A 16,677-nucleotide genomic window follows, 5' to 3' on the forward strand; every position below is an offset into this window, starting at 1 on the left:
TTTATAAAGCAGTGTCAAACCATCTAAAATTTACAAATAAAGATATAAAAAACGATTAATATCAATAACTTATTGAGATTCAAATGCGCAGATCACACTTTTTACAGGAATTTCACCACCAATTAACAGTTTTGCAAAGTGGCGATTATGCAGAGTTATTCACTGATTTTAATTTAACATTTAGGATTTAATTTATTGACACTCAACATTCTAAAAGCACTTTTAAAATAATTAACCAAGTGCTCGCGACAATGGATTGATAGAGAAGTTTCAGTGACTTAGAGAGCGCAATGAGCATTATGAGAGGGTGATCACAAAAAACTTTAGATTAATAAGATTTTCCGAGAAACTCTTTGTGCTGATTAGGTGTGTTATCATGAACGAAGCATCTAACTGTTTGAAAAGAAATGAATAGAAAAATCCAAGACGCGATACGCCACAGCTATAAAAACCTGCATCATCAGCTGGATAACTTTATTCCTCGTCGTGCCCAAAATTACCTTGTCGCCGAGATTACCAAGACCTTGTGCGGTGATTACCATAAGTCAAATCGCTTGATCGTGGCAGAAGCTGGAACAGGCATTGGTAAGTCATTGGCCTATTTGATGGCAGCAATTCCAGTTGCAAAGTTTAATAGCCGAAAGGTGGTGATTTCGACTGCCACTGTCGCCCTGCAAGAACAGTTGATCAATAAAGACCTTCCTCTATATCGTCGCCTCGTGGATTTTGAGTTCTCTTTTATATTGGCTAAGGGAAGGCAGCGCTATTGCTGCGCCGAAAAACTCGCAGCCGCCACCGGCGCCGATGATTCTCAGATTGCGATGTTCGAATCAAAACCGAAAAAGTCAGACATCGATTTACTGGAGAGAATGCACAAAGCATTGTCCGAGAATAAATGGGATGGTGATCGAGACTCTTGGCCGAAGCCTATTAAGGATGAGGTGTGGCAAAGCATCGTTAGTGACAAGCACAGCTGCAATAACGGGCTTCCTGCTCATAGAAGCTGCCCCTTCCAAAAGGCACGCTCAGAGCTAGATAAAGCCGATGTAGTGATTGCTAACCACAGCTTGGTTATGGCTGATTTAGACTTAGGCGGTGGCGTTATTCTTTCCGAACCGGAAAATACCATCTATGTGTTCGATGAGGCGCACCATTTACCAAAAGTGGCTCGAGATCATTCTTCTGCTTCCGCGAGCTTAAAAGGCGCAGCGGCATGGCTAGAAACCCTAAATAAAAGCAGTAGCAAGATATCCTCTCTCGGTGATGCTAAACGAGTCGATCGCTTTCTTACTGAGTTACAAAACTCTATCTCCGAGATTATCCCAAGCCTTAACAATGTTGCACGTCAGCTCGACCCTGCAGGCTTTAAAGAAAATAGATTGAGATTTGAGCATGGCGAATTGCCTCATTGGCTAGTAGAGCAAAGTAAAGAGCTAAAAACAGTCTGCAATAAAGCAGCACAAGCTCTGGCCAAGATAACAGACCTTATTAGTGAACGCGTTAAAGACGGAGAGGTTTCCCCTCGCTTGGCAGAACCTGCATTGGCTGAAGCTGGTTTCTTTTTGCAGCGTCTCGAAAACCTCGCCAAGGTTTGGCAATTAATGGCTGAACCATCACGAGATAAAGGTGCTCCCCTCGCTCGCTGGATAGAAACTAACCCAGAGCGAGAGCTAGACTTCATCGTCAGTGTTTCACCTTTAGAGGTGGGTTGGTCTCTCGATCAGAAGCTTTGGAGCAAATGTGTTGGCGCAGTATTAACCTCGGCCACACTAAGAGCACTTAACTCGTTCCAGTTCTTCTGCCAACAAAGTGGCGTTAGTTATGATAAAGAGGAAGGAACGCAATTTTTAGCCCTAGCCTCGCCGTTCGACTATCAAAACAATGCTGAATTAATAGTGCCTAAAACAAAGTATGAGCCTCAAGTACCGCAATTTACCGACTATCTAAGCGAGGAGCTGATTAATTGGTTGGTACCGGATAAGGCAAATCTTGTTTTGTTTGCTTCATACTGGCAGATGAATCAAGTAGCCGATGCAATGCAAAAGGATCTGACCAAAAAAGGCTGGCAACTGCAGGTTCAAGGTGACAGTTCTCGCATTGAAATCATAAAAAATCATAAATCCGCCATAAAAAAAGGCAAAACCAGCATATTATTTGGCACTGGTAGCTTTTCGGAGGGTTTAGATTTGCCAGGGAACCTATTAGAAAACCTTGTGATCACCAAGATCCCATTTGCTGTGCCAACCTCTCCTGTCGAAGAAGCTCATGCAGAATATATAGAAAGCCGTGGTGGTAACCCATTCATGCAAATTGCAGTCCCAGAGGCGAGCAAAAAGCTTATCCAATCTGTAGGGAGATTACTGCGTAAGGAACAAGATTCTGGTAGAGTAATCATCTTCGACCGCCGTATTGTGACCAAGCGCTACGGCAAAGCACTATTAGACTCTTTACCACCTTTTAAACGTCGCATCGATTAGGATTAATTCACTACTCAATGGAATACATAGAACCAAGTATGCTGCTCATTTTGGCGCTCGTTGCCTTTGTAGCAGGCTTTATTGATGCGGTGGCTGGCGGCGGTGGAATGCTGACTGTCCCAGCGTTGCTTTCTATTGGCTTACCTCCTCACATTGCTTTGGGTACCAATAAATTAGCCGCCTCATTTGCCTCTTCCACTGCGGCGTTTACCTATTACAAAAAGAAACTGTTTAAACCAAGGTTATGGTTGCCTACGTTCATTGCCACTTTAATTGGCGCAACGTGTGGCACCCTGTTCGTAGATTCGATTTCTACGCAGTGGTTAGAAAAGGTACTTCCTTTGGTCATCTTGGCGGCAGCTCTTTATACCATCATCCATAAAACCCCCGATGCTAATAAAAACCTGATGCCAGAGCCGGGTAGAAAGCACAACATTACCCAAGTCACGCAAGGTTTTAGTCTCGGTTTTTATGATGGTGTTGCAGGCCCTGGAACCGGCGCGTTTTGGACCGTAAGCAGTATGGCGCTCTATCGCCTAAATATACTGCTCGCGTCAGGTCTTGCGAAGGCAATGAACTTCACCAGTAATTTCACCTCCTTAATTACCTTTGCCATTTTAGGGCATATCGATTGGCTATTAGGTCTCACTATGGGCTTCTGCCTAATGCTTGGGGCTTATTTTGGTGCGCATTCTGCGATTCGATTTGGCGCGAAATTCATCCGCCCAGTGTTTGTCACTGTAGTGACTATTCTCGCTGCTAAGCTTGCTTATGACGCTTGGTTCGTCACTTTGTAAGGAACTTTGATGAGTCAATTTTCACAGATAAAAGAAAAGCTAACACAAATGGCGTACAGCGCAGAGCAACTAGATAAGCAACGTGGCGAGCATCATTTGCCATTGTTTGACAGCAGTTTGTTTAATTGCCGTGCAAAAATATTGCTACCTTGTGTAAAAGAAGCCACCAATACCTACGAAGCCATCAACCGCGAAAAGCAGCATGGTTTGCTGACTGCGGAGCGCGCCGAGTATTTAACGGAACGACTACTAGCACAGATAAGCGCTATAACACGCGAGCTTTCCACTGCTTATTTTCGAAAGAATGAGCCTAAACATAAAAGCTATTACCGAAAACCTATCAACGCGATCTATCAAGATCTCGCTAAACACAAAGAATGGGAACGCCAACTCATGGAGATGGTGATGGACAAGCAGCGCGCGCTAGACACGGCGGTAGGTTTTAATCAAAGCCACGCACAAAAAGCGTTAATTACTGCGGAGCAGCGTCTGCAACGTTGTAAAGATGCCATTATCAAAATCGAAAAACAGATAACCTTTAGGGAGCAACATCAATAATGAGTGAGCCTAAATCACCCTTAGATAATGCACCAGATGATATAAAGCTCGCCGTCGACCTTATTTATCTCTTTGAATCAAACAAGGTTGATATCGATACTGCACTCTCTGCCCTAGAGATTGTTAAAAGCGATCTTATCAGTAAAAAGAAGCAACAAGACTAAGGCTTATTGGCCCTAACTCTGCTCAATCAACGGAATTGAATAATGAAAGTAATTAGTTTCAATATAAACGGCCTTCGTGCTCGTCTTCATCAACTGCAAGCCATCATAGATAAACATCAACCAGACGTTATCGGATTACAAGAAATCAAAGTTCACGACGAAGCTTTCCCTATCGAAGATGTTGAAGCTATGGGATATAAAGTCTATCACCACGGGCAAAAAGCCCATTATGGTGTAGCCATGCTTTGTAAGAAAGAGCCTATTTCAGTACAAAAAGGCTTCCCAACGGATAATGATGAACATCAAAAGCGCATGATCATGGTGACTGTCGAAGATGAACACGGTCAACCGGTGACAGTTCTCAACGGCTACTTCCCACAAGGCGACAATATCGCCCACGAAACTAAGTACCCTTATAAGCGCCAGTTCTATAAAGACCTAATGACCTATCTAAATGATCACCACACAAGTGATGAGCAGTTAATCGTGATGGGAGACATTAATATCAGCCCTATCGATGCGGACATTGGCATTGGTGAACCTAATCGTAAACGCTGGCTCAAGACCGGAAAATGCTCTTTTCAGCCAGAAGAGCGAGAGTGGTTAAAAACCTTAATGGATTGGGGCTTCGAGGATACGTTCCGCAAGTTGCAGCCAGAAATTAACGACCGTTTTTCTTGGTTCGACTATCGCTCAAAAGGCTTCCCTGATAACCGAGGCTTACGTATTGATGTCGTATTGGCAACACCTGCACTTGCTGCAAAGTGTGTGGAATCGGAAGTAGATTACGAATTGCGTGGCATCGAGAAACCCTCTGACCACGCGCCTATTTGGGCGACGTTTAAATAGCTACAAACGAATTGACAATAAAAAGGTAGCCTTAAGGCTACCTTTTTCACATTATGCTTTTCTTAAATCACGCGCTGGATAAGTAAGCACCATTCCATCCACTAAAACGTGAACATAGTAACCACCAGCACTCAAACCTGTAACTACCATTTGCCCTAAATCAATGCCTTTATTTGCTACAACCACATCTTCAATATTGAACATTTATACACCCAATTGATAAGTAGAACAGATAATGTTCTTGGGTCGTATTGAATCAGATAGCCATAGGATTAACTAATCAAGTTAGTTATCGTAAGGATGAAGAAATTTTATCGAGGTAAAGACTAGTCACAGTAAGTTAATAGCGCAGATAAAAAAGCCGACATAAGCCGGCTTCATTTTAACGGTCGTTTATTTTGACTCTAAAGGTCTTAGATAAGCTAAGAATCGTTTCTCGGCATGTTTGAATACAAACAAGATAATGAAGGTCAAACACATGTAGAACATGCCTGCCGCTAAAAAGGATTCAAACGGTGCATAATAACGAGAGTTTACCAGACGTGCAGCGCCCGTTAAGTCGAGTATAGTGACGATGCCTGCCACAGCCGAACCATGCAACATGAAAATGACTTCATTACTGTATGCCGGTAACGCACGTCGAAGAGCACTTGGCAAAATGACGCGACGATAAGTAGCAAACGGACTCATGCCATACGCCTTTGCTGCTTCTACCTCACCCTTAGGTAAGCCATTTATTGCACCACGAATGATTTCAGAGGTGTACGCTGAAGTATTCAGGATAAAGGCGACCAAAGCACAAAACCACGCATTCTCCCACATAGTATCTTTTACTGGGTAGAATTGATCCATGCCGTAATAAATCAGATACAGCTGCACCAGCAATGGTGTACCGCGGAAGAAATAGATAAATGACCACGTTGGCGCAATCAATAGCCAATTTTTGCTATTACGTGCTATCGCCAATGGAATGGCAATACACAAGCCAATAATAAGCGCTAAGCCGACTAACCAGACGGTGGTGTATAAACCTTCCAGATAGACATCAAAGCTGTCGAGGATGATTGAAAAGTCCATGATCTACCTCGCTTGGATACTGAATTTACGTTCAACAAGCTTTAGTAAGCCAGTCGATACCGCAGTAAACAATAAGAAAATGATCGAAACCGCCATGTAAAAAGTGAATGGCATTTTTGTTGTTCCAGCTGCCATTGCGCTTACACGTACCATATCTTCTAAACCGATAATGGACACTAACGCGGTGGTTTTTAGCAGTACCAACCAGTTGTTGCCAAAGCCAGGCAGTGCATGTCGGATCATCTGTGGTAAAAGGATGCGTCTAAAAGCAAGTACTGGGCTCATACCGTAAGCCTTTCCCGCTTCTAACTCTCCTGCGTCTACCGCTAAGATTGCGCCGCGGAAAGTCTCGGCCATGTATGCACCGAAAATAAATCCTATGGTAAGAATGCCAGCCACGAATGGGCTAACATCAATATAATCTGGAACGTATGTGGTCCACTCATGGCCAGGATCGCTAGACGTAAAGTAGTTATTTAACCACTCATTAATTCCGTACAAGCTGTTATTGAGTAAGATCTGGCCTCCGAAGAAGATCAGCATCATAAGAACTAAGTCCGGGATACCACGAATAATGGTGGTATAAAGAGTTGCAACTCCTCGAGCCACACGGTTAGACGATAGTTTTGCTAATGCGCCTAACATGCCGAGGATGACAGCTAAAAGCAGTGACAGCACCGCTACCTGTAATGTCAGCCACGCTCCACTGAGAATCGAGGCTTCATATCCCTGTAAATCTAACATAATTATCTTCCAACACTATTACGGCTATGTTGGCGTCCTTGTTGATGACAGTTGCCTGTTTACAACAGGTCAAACCGTTGATGCGTTCATCAAAGAACATCTGATGAGGCGGTGAAAAATAGCCCGAAAATAGTGACTCTATTCTCGGGCCATAAGCATTGCCTAGCGACTTACTCGCCGTATACGTCGTAGTTGAAGTATTTAGCAGCAATCTCGTCGTAAACACCTTTCTCACGTAGAGCAAGGATTGCAGCGTCTAGTTTCGCTGTTAGATCTTTATCTTGCTTGCGAGTCGCAATACCAAAACCTTCACCGAACCACTGAGGATCAGTTAGAGAAGGACCAACAAATTCATACTGGTCACCTTGCGCAGAGTTAAGTAAACCTTCTTCAAGCGCTGATGCATCACCTAATACTGCTGCAATACGGCCGTTTGCAAGGTCAAGGTAAGCTTCATCAAACGAACCGTAACGAACGATCTCTACATCTTTGCCATAGTTGTCTGAAAGGTATTTGTCATGGGTTGTTGCACGTTGAACACCAATCTTAACGTCTTTTAAGCCCGCTTTAGAGAAATCGATGTCAGCGCCTTTTTTAGCGATAAACTTGTTCGGGATTAAAGCGTATTTACCAGTAAAATCAATACTCTTCTTGCGCTCTTCCGTAATAGACATTGCTGCGATAATCGCATCGTACTTACGCGCTAGTAGAGAAGGAATAATGCCATCCCAATCTTGCGCTACGAGTACACACTTGACCTGCATTTCTTCACAAAGTGCATTAGCCATATCAACATCAAAACCAGTTAATGAGCCATCAGCTTCTGTTTTACTAAATGGAGGGTACGCACCCTCAATACCAAAGCGAACTTGTTTCCATTCTTTCGCTTGTGCTACGCCAGAAAGTGCTGTTGCTGCTAGTGTTGCAGCCAATAACCACTTTTTCATATCCATACTCCTGTGATTTAAGTGTTTTTTTGTTGTGTTTAAGTGAGCGCTTTAAAGCACTTCGTTTAATAAATTGATGAGATAAATTGTTGTAGTCGTTCTGATTCTGGATTAGTAAATAACGTAGCTGGATTACCCTGCTCTTCTACTAAACCCTGATGTAAGAACATAACGTGATTGGACACATCGCGAGCAAATGCCATTTCGTGCGTCACTACCAACATGGTACGACCTTCTTCAGCAAGATCTCGCATCACGCCAAGCACTTCGCCTACCAACTCTGGATCCAAAGCGGATGTTGGTTCGTCAAATAACATGACTTCAGGATCGACGGCTAAGGCACGTGCAATCGCTGCTCGCTGTTGTTGGCCTCCCGAAAGGTGCCCTGGGTAATAATCTTTACGCTCATACAAGCCAACCTTTTGCAAAATTTGTTTCGCATTTTCGATAGCTTGAGCCTTTGGGACACCCAATACATGTATAGGAGCTTCAATCACATTTTCTAAAACCGTCATGTGTGACCAAAGGTTAAATCCTTGGAATACCATTGCCAGTCTCGAACGAATTCTTTGAACTTGCTTTGCATTTGATGGTAGAGACTCACCAAGACGATTATTTTTCATCTCGATTAACTCTCCATTGACCCAGATTTCACCGGCTGTTGGCGTCTCTAAAAGGTTAATACAACGAAGAAATGTGCTTTTACCTGAGCCTGAACTACCAATGATAGAAATCACGTCGCCTTTATGTGCATCAAGCGAGATGCCTTTAAGTACTTCGTTCTGTCCAAAGGTTTTATGCAGATTATTAATTCTTAGCGCGGGTACATCCGTCATGCGCTTGTTTCTCCCTGTAATCCTAATGTCAGGCTATGTTGATGAAAGAAAGGTACCATTTGCGCAAACGATTAGCAATGGTTCAACAATAGTGAATTTCTAGGATATTTAGTCACATTTACCGCCTATATATACAAATGACGTTATAATTGGCGAATATACGCACTAACAACAGCACGTTATCGGGTTATAAATGTAAATGAAACAGGCAAAAAAACCACACATTTTTACAAATTAGCAACAACTTTGTGGCTTTGAGCATATTTTGCACAAACCTGGACATTATGTAACCAAAAGTAACTCCACCCCTGTAAATGTAAGTGTAATTACCACACTTTTATCATGGTTATCAGCCCAAATCCCTTTGTGTACTTTTATTTCAGTAATTTTCTTTAACTGATCAAGATCAATTGTTCTAAGTTGCGACCTTGTTACACTCCGGCCAACTAATTCAAATTTGACGAGTATTTTTCAAATTTTCGCCTAAGATTATTCGGAAACGACGTGCTACATTTTATTAAATATGAGAAATTACGCCGTCGCAAAAAAATTAACGCGAACGTGTCAAATTAACCCAGATTTATTTCTACCTTTAAGTTAACGAGGATTTTATGTCCGACGCTGTCAACAACAAGCAGTCTGAAGCTGAAGAAAAAAGTTATTCAGAACTGCATAAACCAGCCTCTGAATTCGCAAGCCGTTCTGATTACCTAGATCATGAACTCCAAATCATGAAGCCTCGCCGCTTCCGTTTGAACCTTCCCGGTCGTGATTTTCGCTTTGAACTAGAAGATTTAGTTCCAGCTCTAGCAGGTACTATCGGCATTATTGCTATGTACTCTGCAGTAATGATGTCGTGGGCTGATGGTCTAACTCAAGCATGGGACCACGTTAACCTAGGCAAAGAGTTCGCTATCGAAGTAGCTCGTGTAGAAATGCTTATCCCTGCGCTTCTATTCTGTATTCTTGCGTCTGGCTTCTTTAACCCTAGAGCAAACTTGGCCGGTAACCACGGCCCAATGATTCCTCTCATCGGTTCTATTGCACTTGCTGGTGCCCACCCTCTAGCGTTAGCTATTCTTCTTGGTATCTTCGGCTTATTACTAAGCTTCTTTAAGGGGGGATCGAAACTCGTTAATCTCACCTCAGAGGGTACCGCCGGCGGTCTATTGATTTTCCTTGGCTTTACCGGAACCATGAGTCAGATTGGCGATATCCAATCATGGGCTGTAGGTCTTCAGTCTGCTGACGTTGCAGCGGGTAGCCTTGGTTACATTGGTCTTGTCGTACTGGGTATCAACATCGCTATCTATGCTTACCTAGCTAAGATTGGTATGCGTTGGTTGGCTATCCCTGTTTGTGCTATCGCAGGCCTTATTATTGCACTTGGCTTAGGCGCAGGTTTTGACCTTACGTTCGAAACACAGATGGGTATCCCGAATCTAAACCCTGTATATTGGTGGGGCAGCACAGAACAAGGTTGGCAACTAGGCCTTCCTAATGTTTCTCACTTTGTAGCGTCTCTACCGTTTGCAATTCTTGCAGTAGCGATGTGGTCACCTGACTTCCTAGGTCACCGTATCTTCCAAGAACTAAACTACCCTAGAAAGACTGAAAAAGTACTGATGGATGTTGATGACACAATGACTATGTGTTCTGTTCGTCAGATTGTAGGTACAGCTGTAGGTGGTGGTAACATCACTTCATCTTGGGGGACATACATGATTCCAGCCGCGATTGCTAAACGTCCTATTCCAGGCGGCGCAATCTTGCTAGGTGTTATGTGTATTATCGTTGCGATCCTTGGTTTCCCAATGGATGTTGCGGTATGGCCTCCAGTGATGCGTATCGCGTTGCTTGTAGGTGTATTCCTACCGCTTCTTGAAGCTGGGATGCAAATGGTTAGAGAAACCAAAGACTCACAAGCTGCAGGTATCTGTATCTTCGCTGCTGTAGTGACAAACCCAGTTCTTGCTTGGGCTCTCACTATGTTCTTGGATAACAACGGCCTTATCGGTGACAAAGAGCGTTCTTCACGTCTTTCGTTCGCAGATAAAATTATCATCCCTGTTGGCGTATTCGTAGTATGTCTAGTGGCGATGTTAGCTGTAGGTATGCTTGAATCACAATACGGTTTGAAAGCGTTCCTATAATGCATATTCAAGGGTAGTGCTAACGCGCTACCCTTTGTTGCAAATTAGAGTTTGATTACTGAGTAAAAGTCGTCTAAAAATCTTTAGTACTTTTGAATAATGTCAACAATGTGAAACTGAGTTCAAAGATTGCAAAAAAACGCTTTTATTAATTTAGTTTAAAACTTATAATTATTTTTGAGAGTTAACTTGTTTGTTGTTTGGTTCGTACCAATATGAATAAGTATTAGGTTGATACTAAACTTATCCATATTGTTATTAATCTTAAGTGTGCTGTGTCGCTTGCGACACTTAGCTGTTCAATTTTGGGCAGTGTGACGGCACGTGTTTTTGCTACTAATAAGGTAGGTACATCATGGCAGAGCAATTTGCTAAAGCTTGGGAAGGTTTTGCGGCAGGTGACTGGCAAAACGACGTAAACGTTCGTGATTTCATTCAAAAGAACTACACGCCATATGAAGGCGATGAGTCTTTCCTAGTAACTGAAGGTACTGAAGCGACTGACGCGCTTTGGGCTAAAGTTATGGAAGGTATCAAGCAAGAGAACAGCACCCACGCTCCTGTAGATTTCGATACTTCTGTTATCTCTACCATCACGTCTCATGACGCTGGTTACATCAACAAAGATCTTGAAACTATCGTTGGTCTTCAAACTGAAGCACCACTTAAGCGCGCACTTATCCCTAACGGTGGTATCCGTATGGTTGAAGGTTCGTGCAAAGCTTACGATCGCGAACTAGATCCAGAAGTTAAGAAGATTTACTCTGAATACCGTAAAACACACAACGCTGGTGTTTTCGATGTTTACACTCCTGACATCCTAAAATGTCGTAAGTCTGGTGTTCTAACTGGTCTTCCTGATGCATACGGCCGTGGTCGTATCATTGGTGATTACCGTCGCGTTGCTCTTTACGGAATTGATTTCCTATTGAAGAACAAAGCAGCACAGTTCCACTCTACTCAAGAGAAACTGGAAAGCGGTGAAGATCTACAATTGACCATGCAACTGCGTGAAGAACTGCAAGAGCAGTACCGTGCACTTGGTCAAATGAAAGAAATGGCAGCTACGTACGGCTGTGATATCTCTGAGCCAGCTCAAACTGCTCAAGAAGCTATCCAGTGGACTTACTTCGGTTACCTAGCAGCTGTTAAATCTCAAAACGGCGCGGCTATGTCTCTTGGTCGTACTTCATCTTTCCTTGATATCTTCATCGAGCGTGATATTGCTGCAGGCAAAATCACTGAAGTAGAAGCTCAAGAAATGATTGACCACTTCGTAATGAAGCTACGTATGGTTCGTTTCCTACGTACTCCTGAATACGATGAGTTGTTCTCTGGTGACCCAATCTGGGCAACAGAATCAATGGGTGGTATGGGTATTGATGGACGTACGCTAGTTACTCGTTCTAACTTCCGTTTCCTAAACAGCCTATACACTATGGGTCCAAGCCCAGAGCCAAACATCACTGTTCTTTGGTCTGAGCAACTACCTGACGGCTTTAAGCGTTTCTGTGCGAAGGTATCTATCGATACTTCTTCTATCCAGTACGAAAACGATGACCTAATGCGTCCTGACCTAGAATCTGACGACTACGCAATTGCATGTTGTGTATCTCCAATGATTGTTGGTAAGCAAATGCAGTTCTTTGGTGCTCGTGCAAACCTTGCTAAAACACTACTTTACGTAATCAACGGTGGTGTGGATGAGAAACTTAAGATCCAAGTGGGTCCTAAGATGCCTAAGATCACTGACGAAGTTCTAGACTACGCAGACGTGTGGGACAAGATGGATCACTTCATGGATTGGCTAGCTACGCAATACGTGACTGCTCTAAACGCTATCCACTACTCTCACGATAAGTACAGCTACGAAGCTGCTCTTATGGCGCTGCACGACCGTGACGTTGCTCGTACAATGGCTTGTGGTATTGCTGGTCTATCTGTTGCTGCTGACTCACTAGCTGCTATTAAGTACGCTAAAGTAAGCCCAGTTCGTGACGAAGATGGTATTGCTATCGACTTCAACATCGAAGGCGACTACCCTAAATTCGGTAACAACGACGCTCGCGTAGATGACATTGCTTGTGAAATTGTTTCTGTATTCATGAACAAGATCCGTAAGCTTAAGACTTACCGTAATGCACGTCCTACTCAGTCTATCCTAACTATCACTTCAAACGTGGTATACGGCAAGAAGACGGGTAACACTCCAGACGGTCGTCAAGCAGGTGCTCCTTTTGCTCCTGGTGCTAACCCAATGCACGGTCGCGATGAAAAAGGTGCGGTAGCGTCTCTAACTTCAGTAGGTAAACTACCATTTGCTGATGCACAAGACGGTATCTCTTACACTTTCTCTATCGTACCTAATGCACTAGGTAAAGAAGAAAGCAGCCAACGCGCTAACCTTGCAGGCCTAATGGATGGTTACTTCCACCATGAGTCTGACATTGAAGGTGGTCAACACCTTAACGTTAACGTTCTTAACCGCGAAACTCTAGAAGACGCAGTTAAGCACCCAGAGAAGTACCCTCAGCTAACTATCCGTGTATCGGGTTACGCTGTGCGTTTTAACTCTCTGACTGCAGAACAGCAGAAAGACGTTATCGCTCGTACTTTCACTGAGTCGCTATAAGTTTTAAAACTTTAGACTGAGTCGCAAGTTATAACGAAAACCCCGCCTTGGCGGGGTTTTTTATTACCTAAAATTGTAATAAAATTTCCGGAGGGTCTGTATAAGTTGTCGTTCTAATCAAATAGAACAATAAAGACACTTTGTAGAGATAAACGAGACAGGATGTTGATTAAAACACGGAGTTGTATGTCCCATTACCCAAAGATGGCCAGTATTTTAATTACTGCCTCACTTACCGCTATACCCTCTTTCGCTTCAGAAGAGCCTGATAGTTCTTTTTATATCGGTATCGATAACGATAGTATTGTCACCACAGATAAAGACTACAGTAATGGATTATTTTTCGTTTACTCTAGTGAATTTACTGTTGAACCTAATGGTTTTTTTGATTCTTTACCCGGCACACATTTTAGTTCAGACCCGACGGGTAATACCCGACACAAATATAGTTTGGAATTGGGTCAGAAAATGTGGACACCAGAAGACATAGAAAATCCAGATCCCATTGCTGACGAACGTCCATATGCTGGGTTGTTATACCTATCCTCGACCTTATATTCCATCTCACCTGAAACCATTAACTCTTATAGTTTAATGATGGGCACTGTTGGTCCAAATGCCTATGCAGAAGAAACACAAAAATATGTTCACAGCATTATAAAATCCGACGACCCGCAAGGTTGGGATAACCAAATCGATAATCAATTTGTCATGAATTTTGGTTATAACAGAACCGACAAATGGCATCAAACAGAACTTAGTGGCTCAACAACTCACGAGTTTAGTATCCCTAGTCGAGTGCTTGTGGGTAACTATAAAAGTGAAATCGCTTCCGGTTTAATGTGGCGCTGGGGTACCGATCTTAATCGAAGCTTCGGCAGTGCTAAAGTAAACAACGAATCAACGATAGACCCTAGTCTAATAGTAAGAACTAACACTGGTTGGTACATGTTCGGTGGTGTTGAGGGACGAGTTCGCTTCAACGATATTACTATTGATGGTGATCGTCCAGATGACGGGATTACAGCCAACGAAGTAGAACATTTACAAGGTACTGCAAGTGTCGGTATTACAGGTTATTATCGAGGTTGGGGCGCAAGTTTGTCCTTGTCGACTAAGAGCCGAGATTACAAAGAAGATGATAAAGGTGTGCACACCAACGGTTCACTTGCTCTGTTCTTGTTGTTCTAAATTAAGCCTTGGGTGTAATAAGTAAAAATCTATGAATATTCACGGCTTTATCTAGTCTCTGGTCTAGGTAATGATCCTTGTTTGTAATACACTTATCACATTCGCAAAATGATCAGAATTGAGAACATCTATGAAAGGCAGAATTCACTCATTTGAGTCTTGTGGTACTGTAGACGGCCCAGGCATTCGCTTTATCGTATTCTTGCAAGGTTGCTTGATGCGTTGCATGTATTGTCACAACCGTGATACATGGGACACTCATGATGGTAAAGAGGTCTCAGTCGATGACCTGATCACAGAGGCAGTTTCATACCGCCACTTTATGAACGCATCTGGCGGCGGCATCACCTGTTCCGGTGGCGAAGCGATGCTTCAACCTGAGTTTGTTCGTGACTTTTTCCGCAGAGCGCAAGCTGAAGGCATCCACACCTGTCTAGATACCAATGGTTATATCCGCAAACACACAGATGTAGTCGATGAAGTATTAGAAGCGACCGATCTTGTAATGCTCGACCTGAAGCATATGAAAGATGAAATCCATCAGGATTTTATTGGTGTATCCAACAAACGTACTCTAGATTTCGCTCGCTACTTGCATAAAATTGGTCAAACAACTTGGATTCGTTACGTTATTGTTCCTGGTTACACGGACGATGATGAATCTGCACACATGCTGGGCGAATTTATTAAAGATATGGACAACATCGAGAAGGTAGAACTACTACCCTACCACAAACTCGGTGCCCACAAGTGGGAAGCGCTCGGTTATGATTACCCTCTAGAGGGAACACAGCCACCATCGAAAGAAACAATGGACAAGATTGTCGGTATTCTTAGCCAATACAACGACAACGTTAAATACTAACTTCGTACTCAGCCAATAAGTGGCACTAGAGTACATTTAGCGATAATTAAGGAAACCTATCTATGGAAATGACCAACGCACAGCGTTTGATCCTTTCGAACCAATATTACCTAATGTCTAAGCTTTCTCCTGAAAACAAAGACAAGTACGAGCGTCTACAAAAAATCGTTGAGCGTGGCTACGGTCTGCAAATGCGTGAACTAGACAAAGACTTTGGTGCAATCAGTGAGAGCGAATGTCGTGAAGTCATCGACATTATGGAGATGTACCACGCGATGCAAGAGTCGTTCAATATGCTTGCTACTGCTGAGCAAGCAAACGTGGACAAGCGTCGCCTAATGTTCTTAGGCTTCGATATTGCTACTGAAGCTAGCATAGTAAACTACGTACGCTTTCTAACTGAATCAGAGGGTCTGTACCCTCAATTCGATAAAGCGGACCACCACTTTAACAGCCAAATGCCGATGCTAGAAAAGTATCGTCGCATGCTGACAACGTGGCGTAACTGCCCACGTCAATACCACTTATGTGCTACTGAGATCACTCAGATCTTTAACGCATAAATATAAACTGACAGCTGAAAGCACTAAGCTTTCAGCTGTCAGACTTTAAAAAGCGTACACCAAGCCTATATTCACACCGAACGAGTCAGTTTTTTCAAGCAACGGACTGTCTTCCAAATCGCCTTCCAAATTTGTATAGCGCACGCCCGCCGTTGCCAAGATATGATCAGTAAACTTATATAAACCTCTTAATCCTAAGAAGAATTGTCCATCTCCGTCTGGAGTAAATTCATCCAAACCACTGATACGCGCTGCTTCCTCTGCAGAAACTCCGTACAAATGATTATTCAACTTCGAAGAATTCCATGAATAGCCTATGGACGGTGTCAGCATCCATTTTTTCGTTCGAATAGGTACGCTGTATACAGTCTCGGCATACATTCCATCATGCACTCCAGCAATATCACCTGCAAATGTCACCTGAAATTGTCCTATAGATCGATTCGCATACTGATAAGTGACACCACCTAGCCCGGTGCTCTTTCGCTTATCGACTTGACGAATAATAGGGTCATCAGAATCCGAAGGTTGTAGCGTGCGGGGATCGTAAGCGAGTCGAAAAATAATGTTGTGTGGTGAGCGACGCTCCCAGATTCGATATCCAGCCGTAAAACCACGTAGATACAAATGCTCACCTTCATAACCAATGATAGGGATCACTACCTGATTTGAGGGGGTATCCTTATAAACTGCAGGAGAATAGGATGCACCCACACCCAAAGACCACCCTGCTACTGCAGGGCTAGATGACAGAATGAGCAGCGCTGCCGAAAATCCAATCCTTTTCAAAGGCAAATCCTTTTGCGTCAATGTTGTAATTTTGT

At 43.2% G+C, this 16,677-nt stretch carries 16 protein-coding genes; 10 read left to right on the top strand and 6 right to left on the bottom strand.

Annotation, left to right across the window (positions count from 1 at the left end; translation table 11 throughout):
* Positions 1-407 precede the first annotated feature (407 nt).
* The 5 genes from dinG to xthA are packed head-to-tail and all read left to right on the top strand — an operon-like array spanning position 408 to position 4,845.
* A complete protein-coding gene (dinG, locus tag OCU48_RS08100; protein WP_141344097.1) occupies positions 408-2,477 on the top strand; it encodes an ATP-dependent DNA helicase DinG in 2,070 nt (689 codons plus the stop codon).
* A 17-nt stretch (positions 2,478-2,494) separates the two neighbouring features.
* Entirely contained in the window at positions 2,495-3,274 is a 780-nt protein-coding gene (locus OCU48_RS08105) for a sulfite exporter TauE/SafE family protein (protein ID WP_141344098.1), read from the top strand.
* Positions 3,275-3,283: 9 nt separating this feature from the next.
* Positions 3,284-3,832, top strand: a complete 549-nt coding sequence (locus OCU48_RS08110) for a primosomal replication protein (protein WP_141344099.1) — start codon at positions 3,284-3,286, stop codon at positions 3,830-3,832.
* On the top strand, positions 3,832-3,996 hold the full coding sequence (gene rsmS, locus OCU48_RS08115) for a pleiotropic regulatory protein RsmS (protein WP_141344100.1): 165 nt from the start codon (positions 3,832-3,834) through the stop codon (positions 3,994-3,996). The genes OCU48_RS08110 and rsmS overlap by 1 nt, the downstream gene beginning before the upstream one ends.
* A gap of 42 nt (positions 3,997-4,038) precedes the next feature.
* The gene (gene xthA / locus OCU48_RS08120; protein WP_141344101.1) at positions 4,039-4,845 is read left to right on the top strand and encodes an exodeoxyribonuclease III; all 807 of its coding nucleotides are present in this window, start codon (positions 4,039-4,041) and stop codon (positions 4,843-4,845) included.
* Positions 4,846-4,896: 51 nt separating this feature from the next.
* Here xthA and OCU48_RS08125 read toward each other — a convergent pair whose 3' ends face one another.
* From OCU48_RS08125 to OCU48_RS08145, 5 genes are all read right to left on the bottom strand, one after another.
* The gene (locus tag OCU48_RS08125) at positions 4,897-5,049 is read right to left on the bottom strand and encodes a hypothetical protein (protein WP_167496149.1); all 153 of its coding nucleotides are present in this window, start codon (positions 5,047-5,049) and stop codon (positions 4,897-4,899) included.
* Between the two features lie 189 nt (positions 5,050-5,238).
* Positions 5,239-5,922: an ABC transporter permease gene (locus tag OCU48_RS08130; protein WP_141344102.1), complete on the bottom strand. Its 684-nt coding sequence runs from the start codon at positions 5,920-5,922 to the stop codon at positions 5,239-5,241.
* 3 nt (positions 5,923-5,925) lie between these two features.
* The gene (locus OCU48_RS08135; protein ID WP_141344103.1) at positions 5,926-6,666 is read right to left on the bottom strand and encodes an ABC transporter permease; all 741 of its coding nucleotides are present in this window, start codon (positions 6,664-6,666) and stop codon (positions 5,926-5,928) included.
* Between the two features lie 170 nt (positions 6,667-6,836).
* Positions 6,837-7,613, bottom strand: coding sequence for an ABC transporter substrate-binding protein (locus OCU48_RS08140; RefSeq protein WP_307722272.1), 777 nt, complete (start codon positions 7,611-7,613; stop codon positions 6,837-6,839).
* Between the two features lie 65 nt (positions 7,614-7,678).
* Positions 7,679-8,449: an ABC transporter ATP-binding protein gene (locus OCU48_RS08145; protein ID WP_141344105.1), complete on the bottom strand. Its 771-nt coding sequence runs from the start codon at positions 8,447-8,449 to the stop codon at positions 7,679-7,681.
* 611 nt (positions 8,450-9,060) lie between these two features.
* On the opposite strand from OCU48_RS08145, the gene OCU48_RS08150 reads away from it, so the two are divergent.
* The 5 genes from OCU48_RS08150 (at position 9,061) to OCU48_RS08170 (ending at position 15,853) form a co-directional block, all read left to right on the top strand.
* Positions 9,061-10,602: a DUF3360 family protein gene (locus tag OCU48_RS08150; protein WP_141344106.1), complete on the top strand. Its 1,542-nt coding sequence runs from the start codon at positions 9,061-9,063 to the stop codon at positions 10,600-10,602.
* A gap of 355 nt (positions 10,603-10,957) precedes the next feature.
* Positions 10,958-13,234: a formate C-acetyltransferase gene (gene pflB, locus OCU48_RS08155; RefSeq protein WP_141344107.1), complete on the top strand. Its 2,277-nt coding sequence runs from the start codon at positions 10,958-10,960 to the stop codon at positions 13,232-13,234.
* A 186-nt stretch (positions 13,235-13,420) separates the two neighbouring features.
* A complete protein-coding gene (locus OCU48_RS08160; protein WP_141344108.1) occupies positions 13,421-14,425 on the top strand; it encodes a lipid A deacylase LpxR family protein in 1,005 nt (334 codons plus the stop codon).
* 130 nt (positions 14,426-14,555) lie between these two features.
* Positions 14,556-15,290, top strand: a complete 735-nt coding sequence (gene pflA / locus OCU48_RS08165; protein ID WP_141344109.1) for a pyruvate formate lyase 1-activating protein — start codon at positions 14,556-14,558, stop codon at positions 15,288-15,290.
* A gap of 62 nt (positions 15,291-15,352) precedes the next feature.
* Positions 15,353-15,853, top strand: coding sequence for a YfbU family protein (locus OCU48_RS08170; protein WP_141344110.1), 501 nt, complete (start codon positions 15,353-15,355; stop codon positions 15,851-15,853).
* A gap of 45 nt (positions 15,854-15,898) precedes the next feature.
* Here OCU48_RS08170 and OCU48_RS08175 read toward each other — a convergent pair whose 3' ends face one another.
* Positions 15,899-16,642: a MipA/OmpV family protein gene (locus OCU48_RS08175; protein ID WP_141344111.1), complete on the bottom strand. Its 744-nt coding sequence runs from the start codon at positions 16,640-16,642 to the stop codon at positions 15,899-15,901.
* Positions 16,643-16,677: the final 35 nt, after the last annotated feature.

The organism is Vibrio inusitatus (assembly GCA_024346935.1).
In the GTDB taxonomy this organism is placed as follows: Bacteria; Pseudomonadota; Gammaproteobacteria; order Enterobacterales; family Vibrionaceae; genus Vibrio; species Vibrio inusitatus.

What these genes read in the sequence shown, in the direction of transcription:
- OCU48_RS08145 (WP_141344105.1), bottom strand. Translation starts at nt 8,449, where the DNA reads ATGACGGATGTACCCGCGCTAAGAATTAATAATCTGCATAAAACCTTT.
- dinG (WP_141344097.1), top strand. Translation starts at nt 408, where the DNA reads ATGAATAGAAAAATCCAAGACGCGATACGCCACAGCTATAAAAACCTG.
- pflB (WP_141344107.1), top strand. Translation starts at nt 10,958, where the DNA reads ATGGCAGAGCAATTTGCTAAAGCTTGGGAAGGTTTTGCGGCAGGTGAC.
- OCU48_RS08150 (WP_141344106.1), top strand. Translation starts at nt 9,061, where the DNA reads ATGTCCGACGCTGTCAACAACAAGCAGTCTGAAGCTGAAGAAAAAAGT.
- OCU48_RS08140 (WP_307722272.1), bottom strand. Translation starts at nt 7,613, where the DNA reads ATGAAAAAGTGGTTATTGGCTGCAACACTAGCAGCAACAGCACTTTCT.
- OCU48_RS08130 (WP_141344102.1), bottom strand. Translation starts at nt 5,922, where the DNA reads ATGGACTTTTCAATCATCCTCGACAGCTTTGATGTCTATCTGGAAGGT.
- OCU48_RS08160 (WP_141344108.1), top strand. Translation starts at nt 13,421, where the DNA reads ATGTCCCATTACCCAAAGATGGCCAGTATTTTAATTACTGCCTCACTT.
- OCU48_RS08170 (WP_141344110.1), top strand. Translation starts at nt 15,353, where the DNA reads ATGGAAATGACCAACGCACAGCGTTTGATCCTTTCGAACCAATATTAC.
- rsmS (WP_141344100.1), top strand. Translation starts at nt 3,832, where the DNA reads ATGAGTGAGCCTAAATCACCCTTAGATAATGCACCAGATGATATAAAG.
- OCU48_RS08105 (WP_141344098.1), top strand. Translation starts at nt 2,495, where the DNA reads ATGGAATACATAGAACCAAGTATGCTGCTCATTTTGGCGCTCGTTGCC.
- OCU48_RS08125 (WP_167496149.1), bottom strand. Translation starts at nt 5,049, where the DNA reads ATGTTCAATATTGAAGATGTGGTTGTAGCAAATAAAGGCATTGATTTA.
- OCU48_RS08110 (WP_141344099.1), top strand. Translation starts at nt 3,284, where the DNA reads ATGAGTCAATTTTCACAGATAAAAGAAAAGCTAACACAAATGGCGTAC.
- xthA (WP_141344101.1), top strand. Translation starts at nt 4,039, where the DNA reads ATGAAAGTAATTAGTTTCAATATAAACGGCCTTCGTGCTCGTCTTCAT.
- pflA (WP_141344109.1), top strand. Translation starts at nt 14,556, where the DNA reads ATGAAAGGCAGAATTCACTCATTTGAGTCTTGTGGTACTGTAGACGGC.
- OCU48_RS08135 (WP_141344103.1), bottom strand. Translation starts at nt 6,666, where the DNA reads ATGTTAGATTTACAGGGATATGAAGCCTCGATTCTCAGTGGAGCGTGG.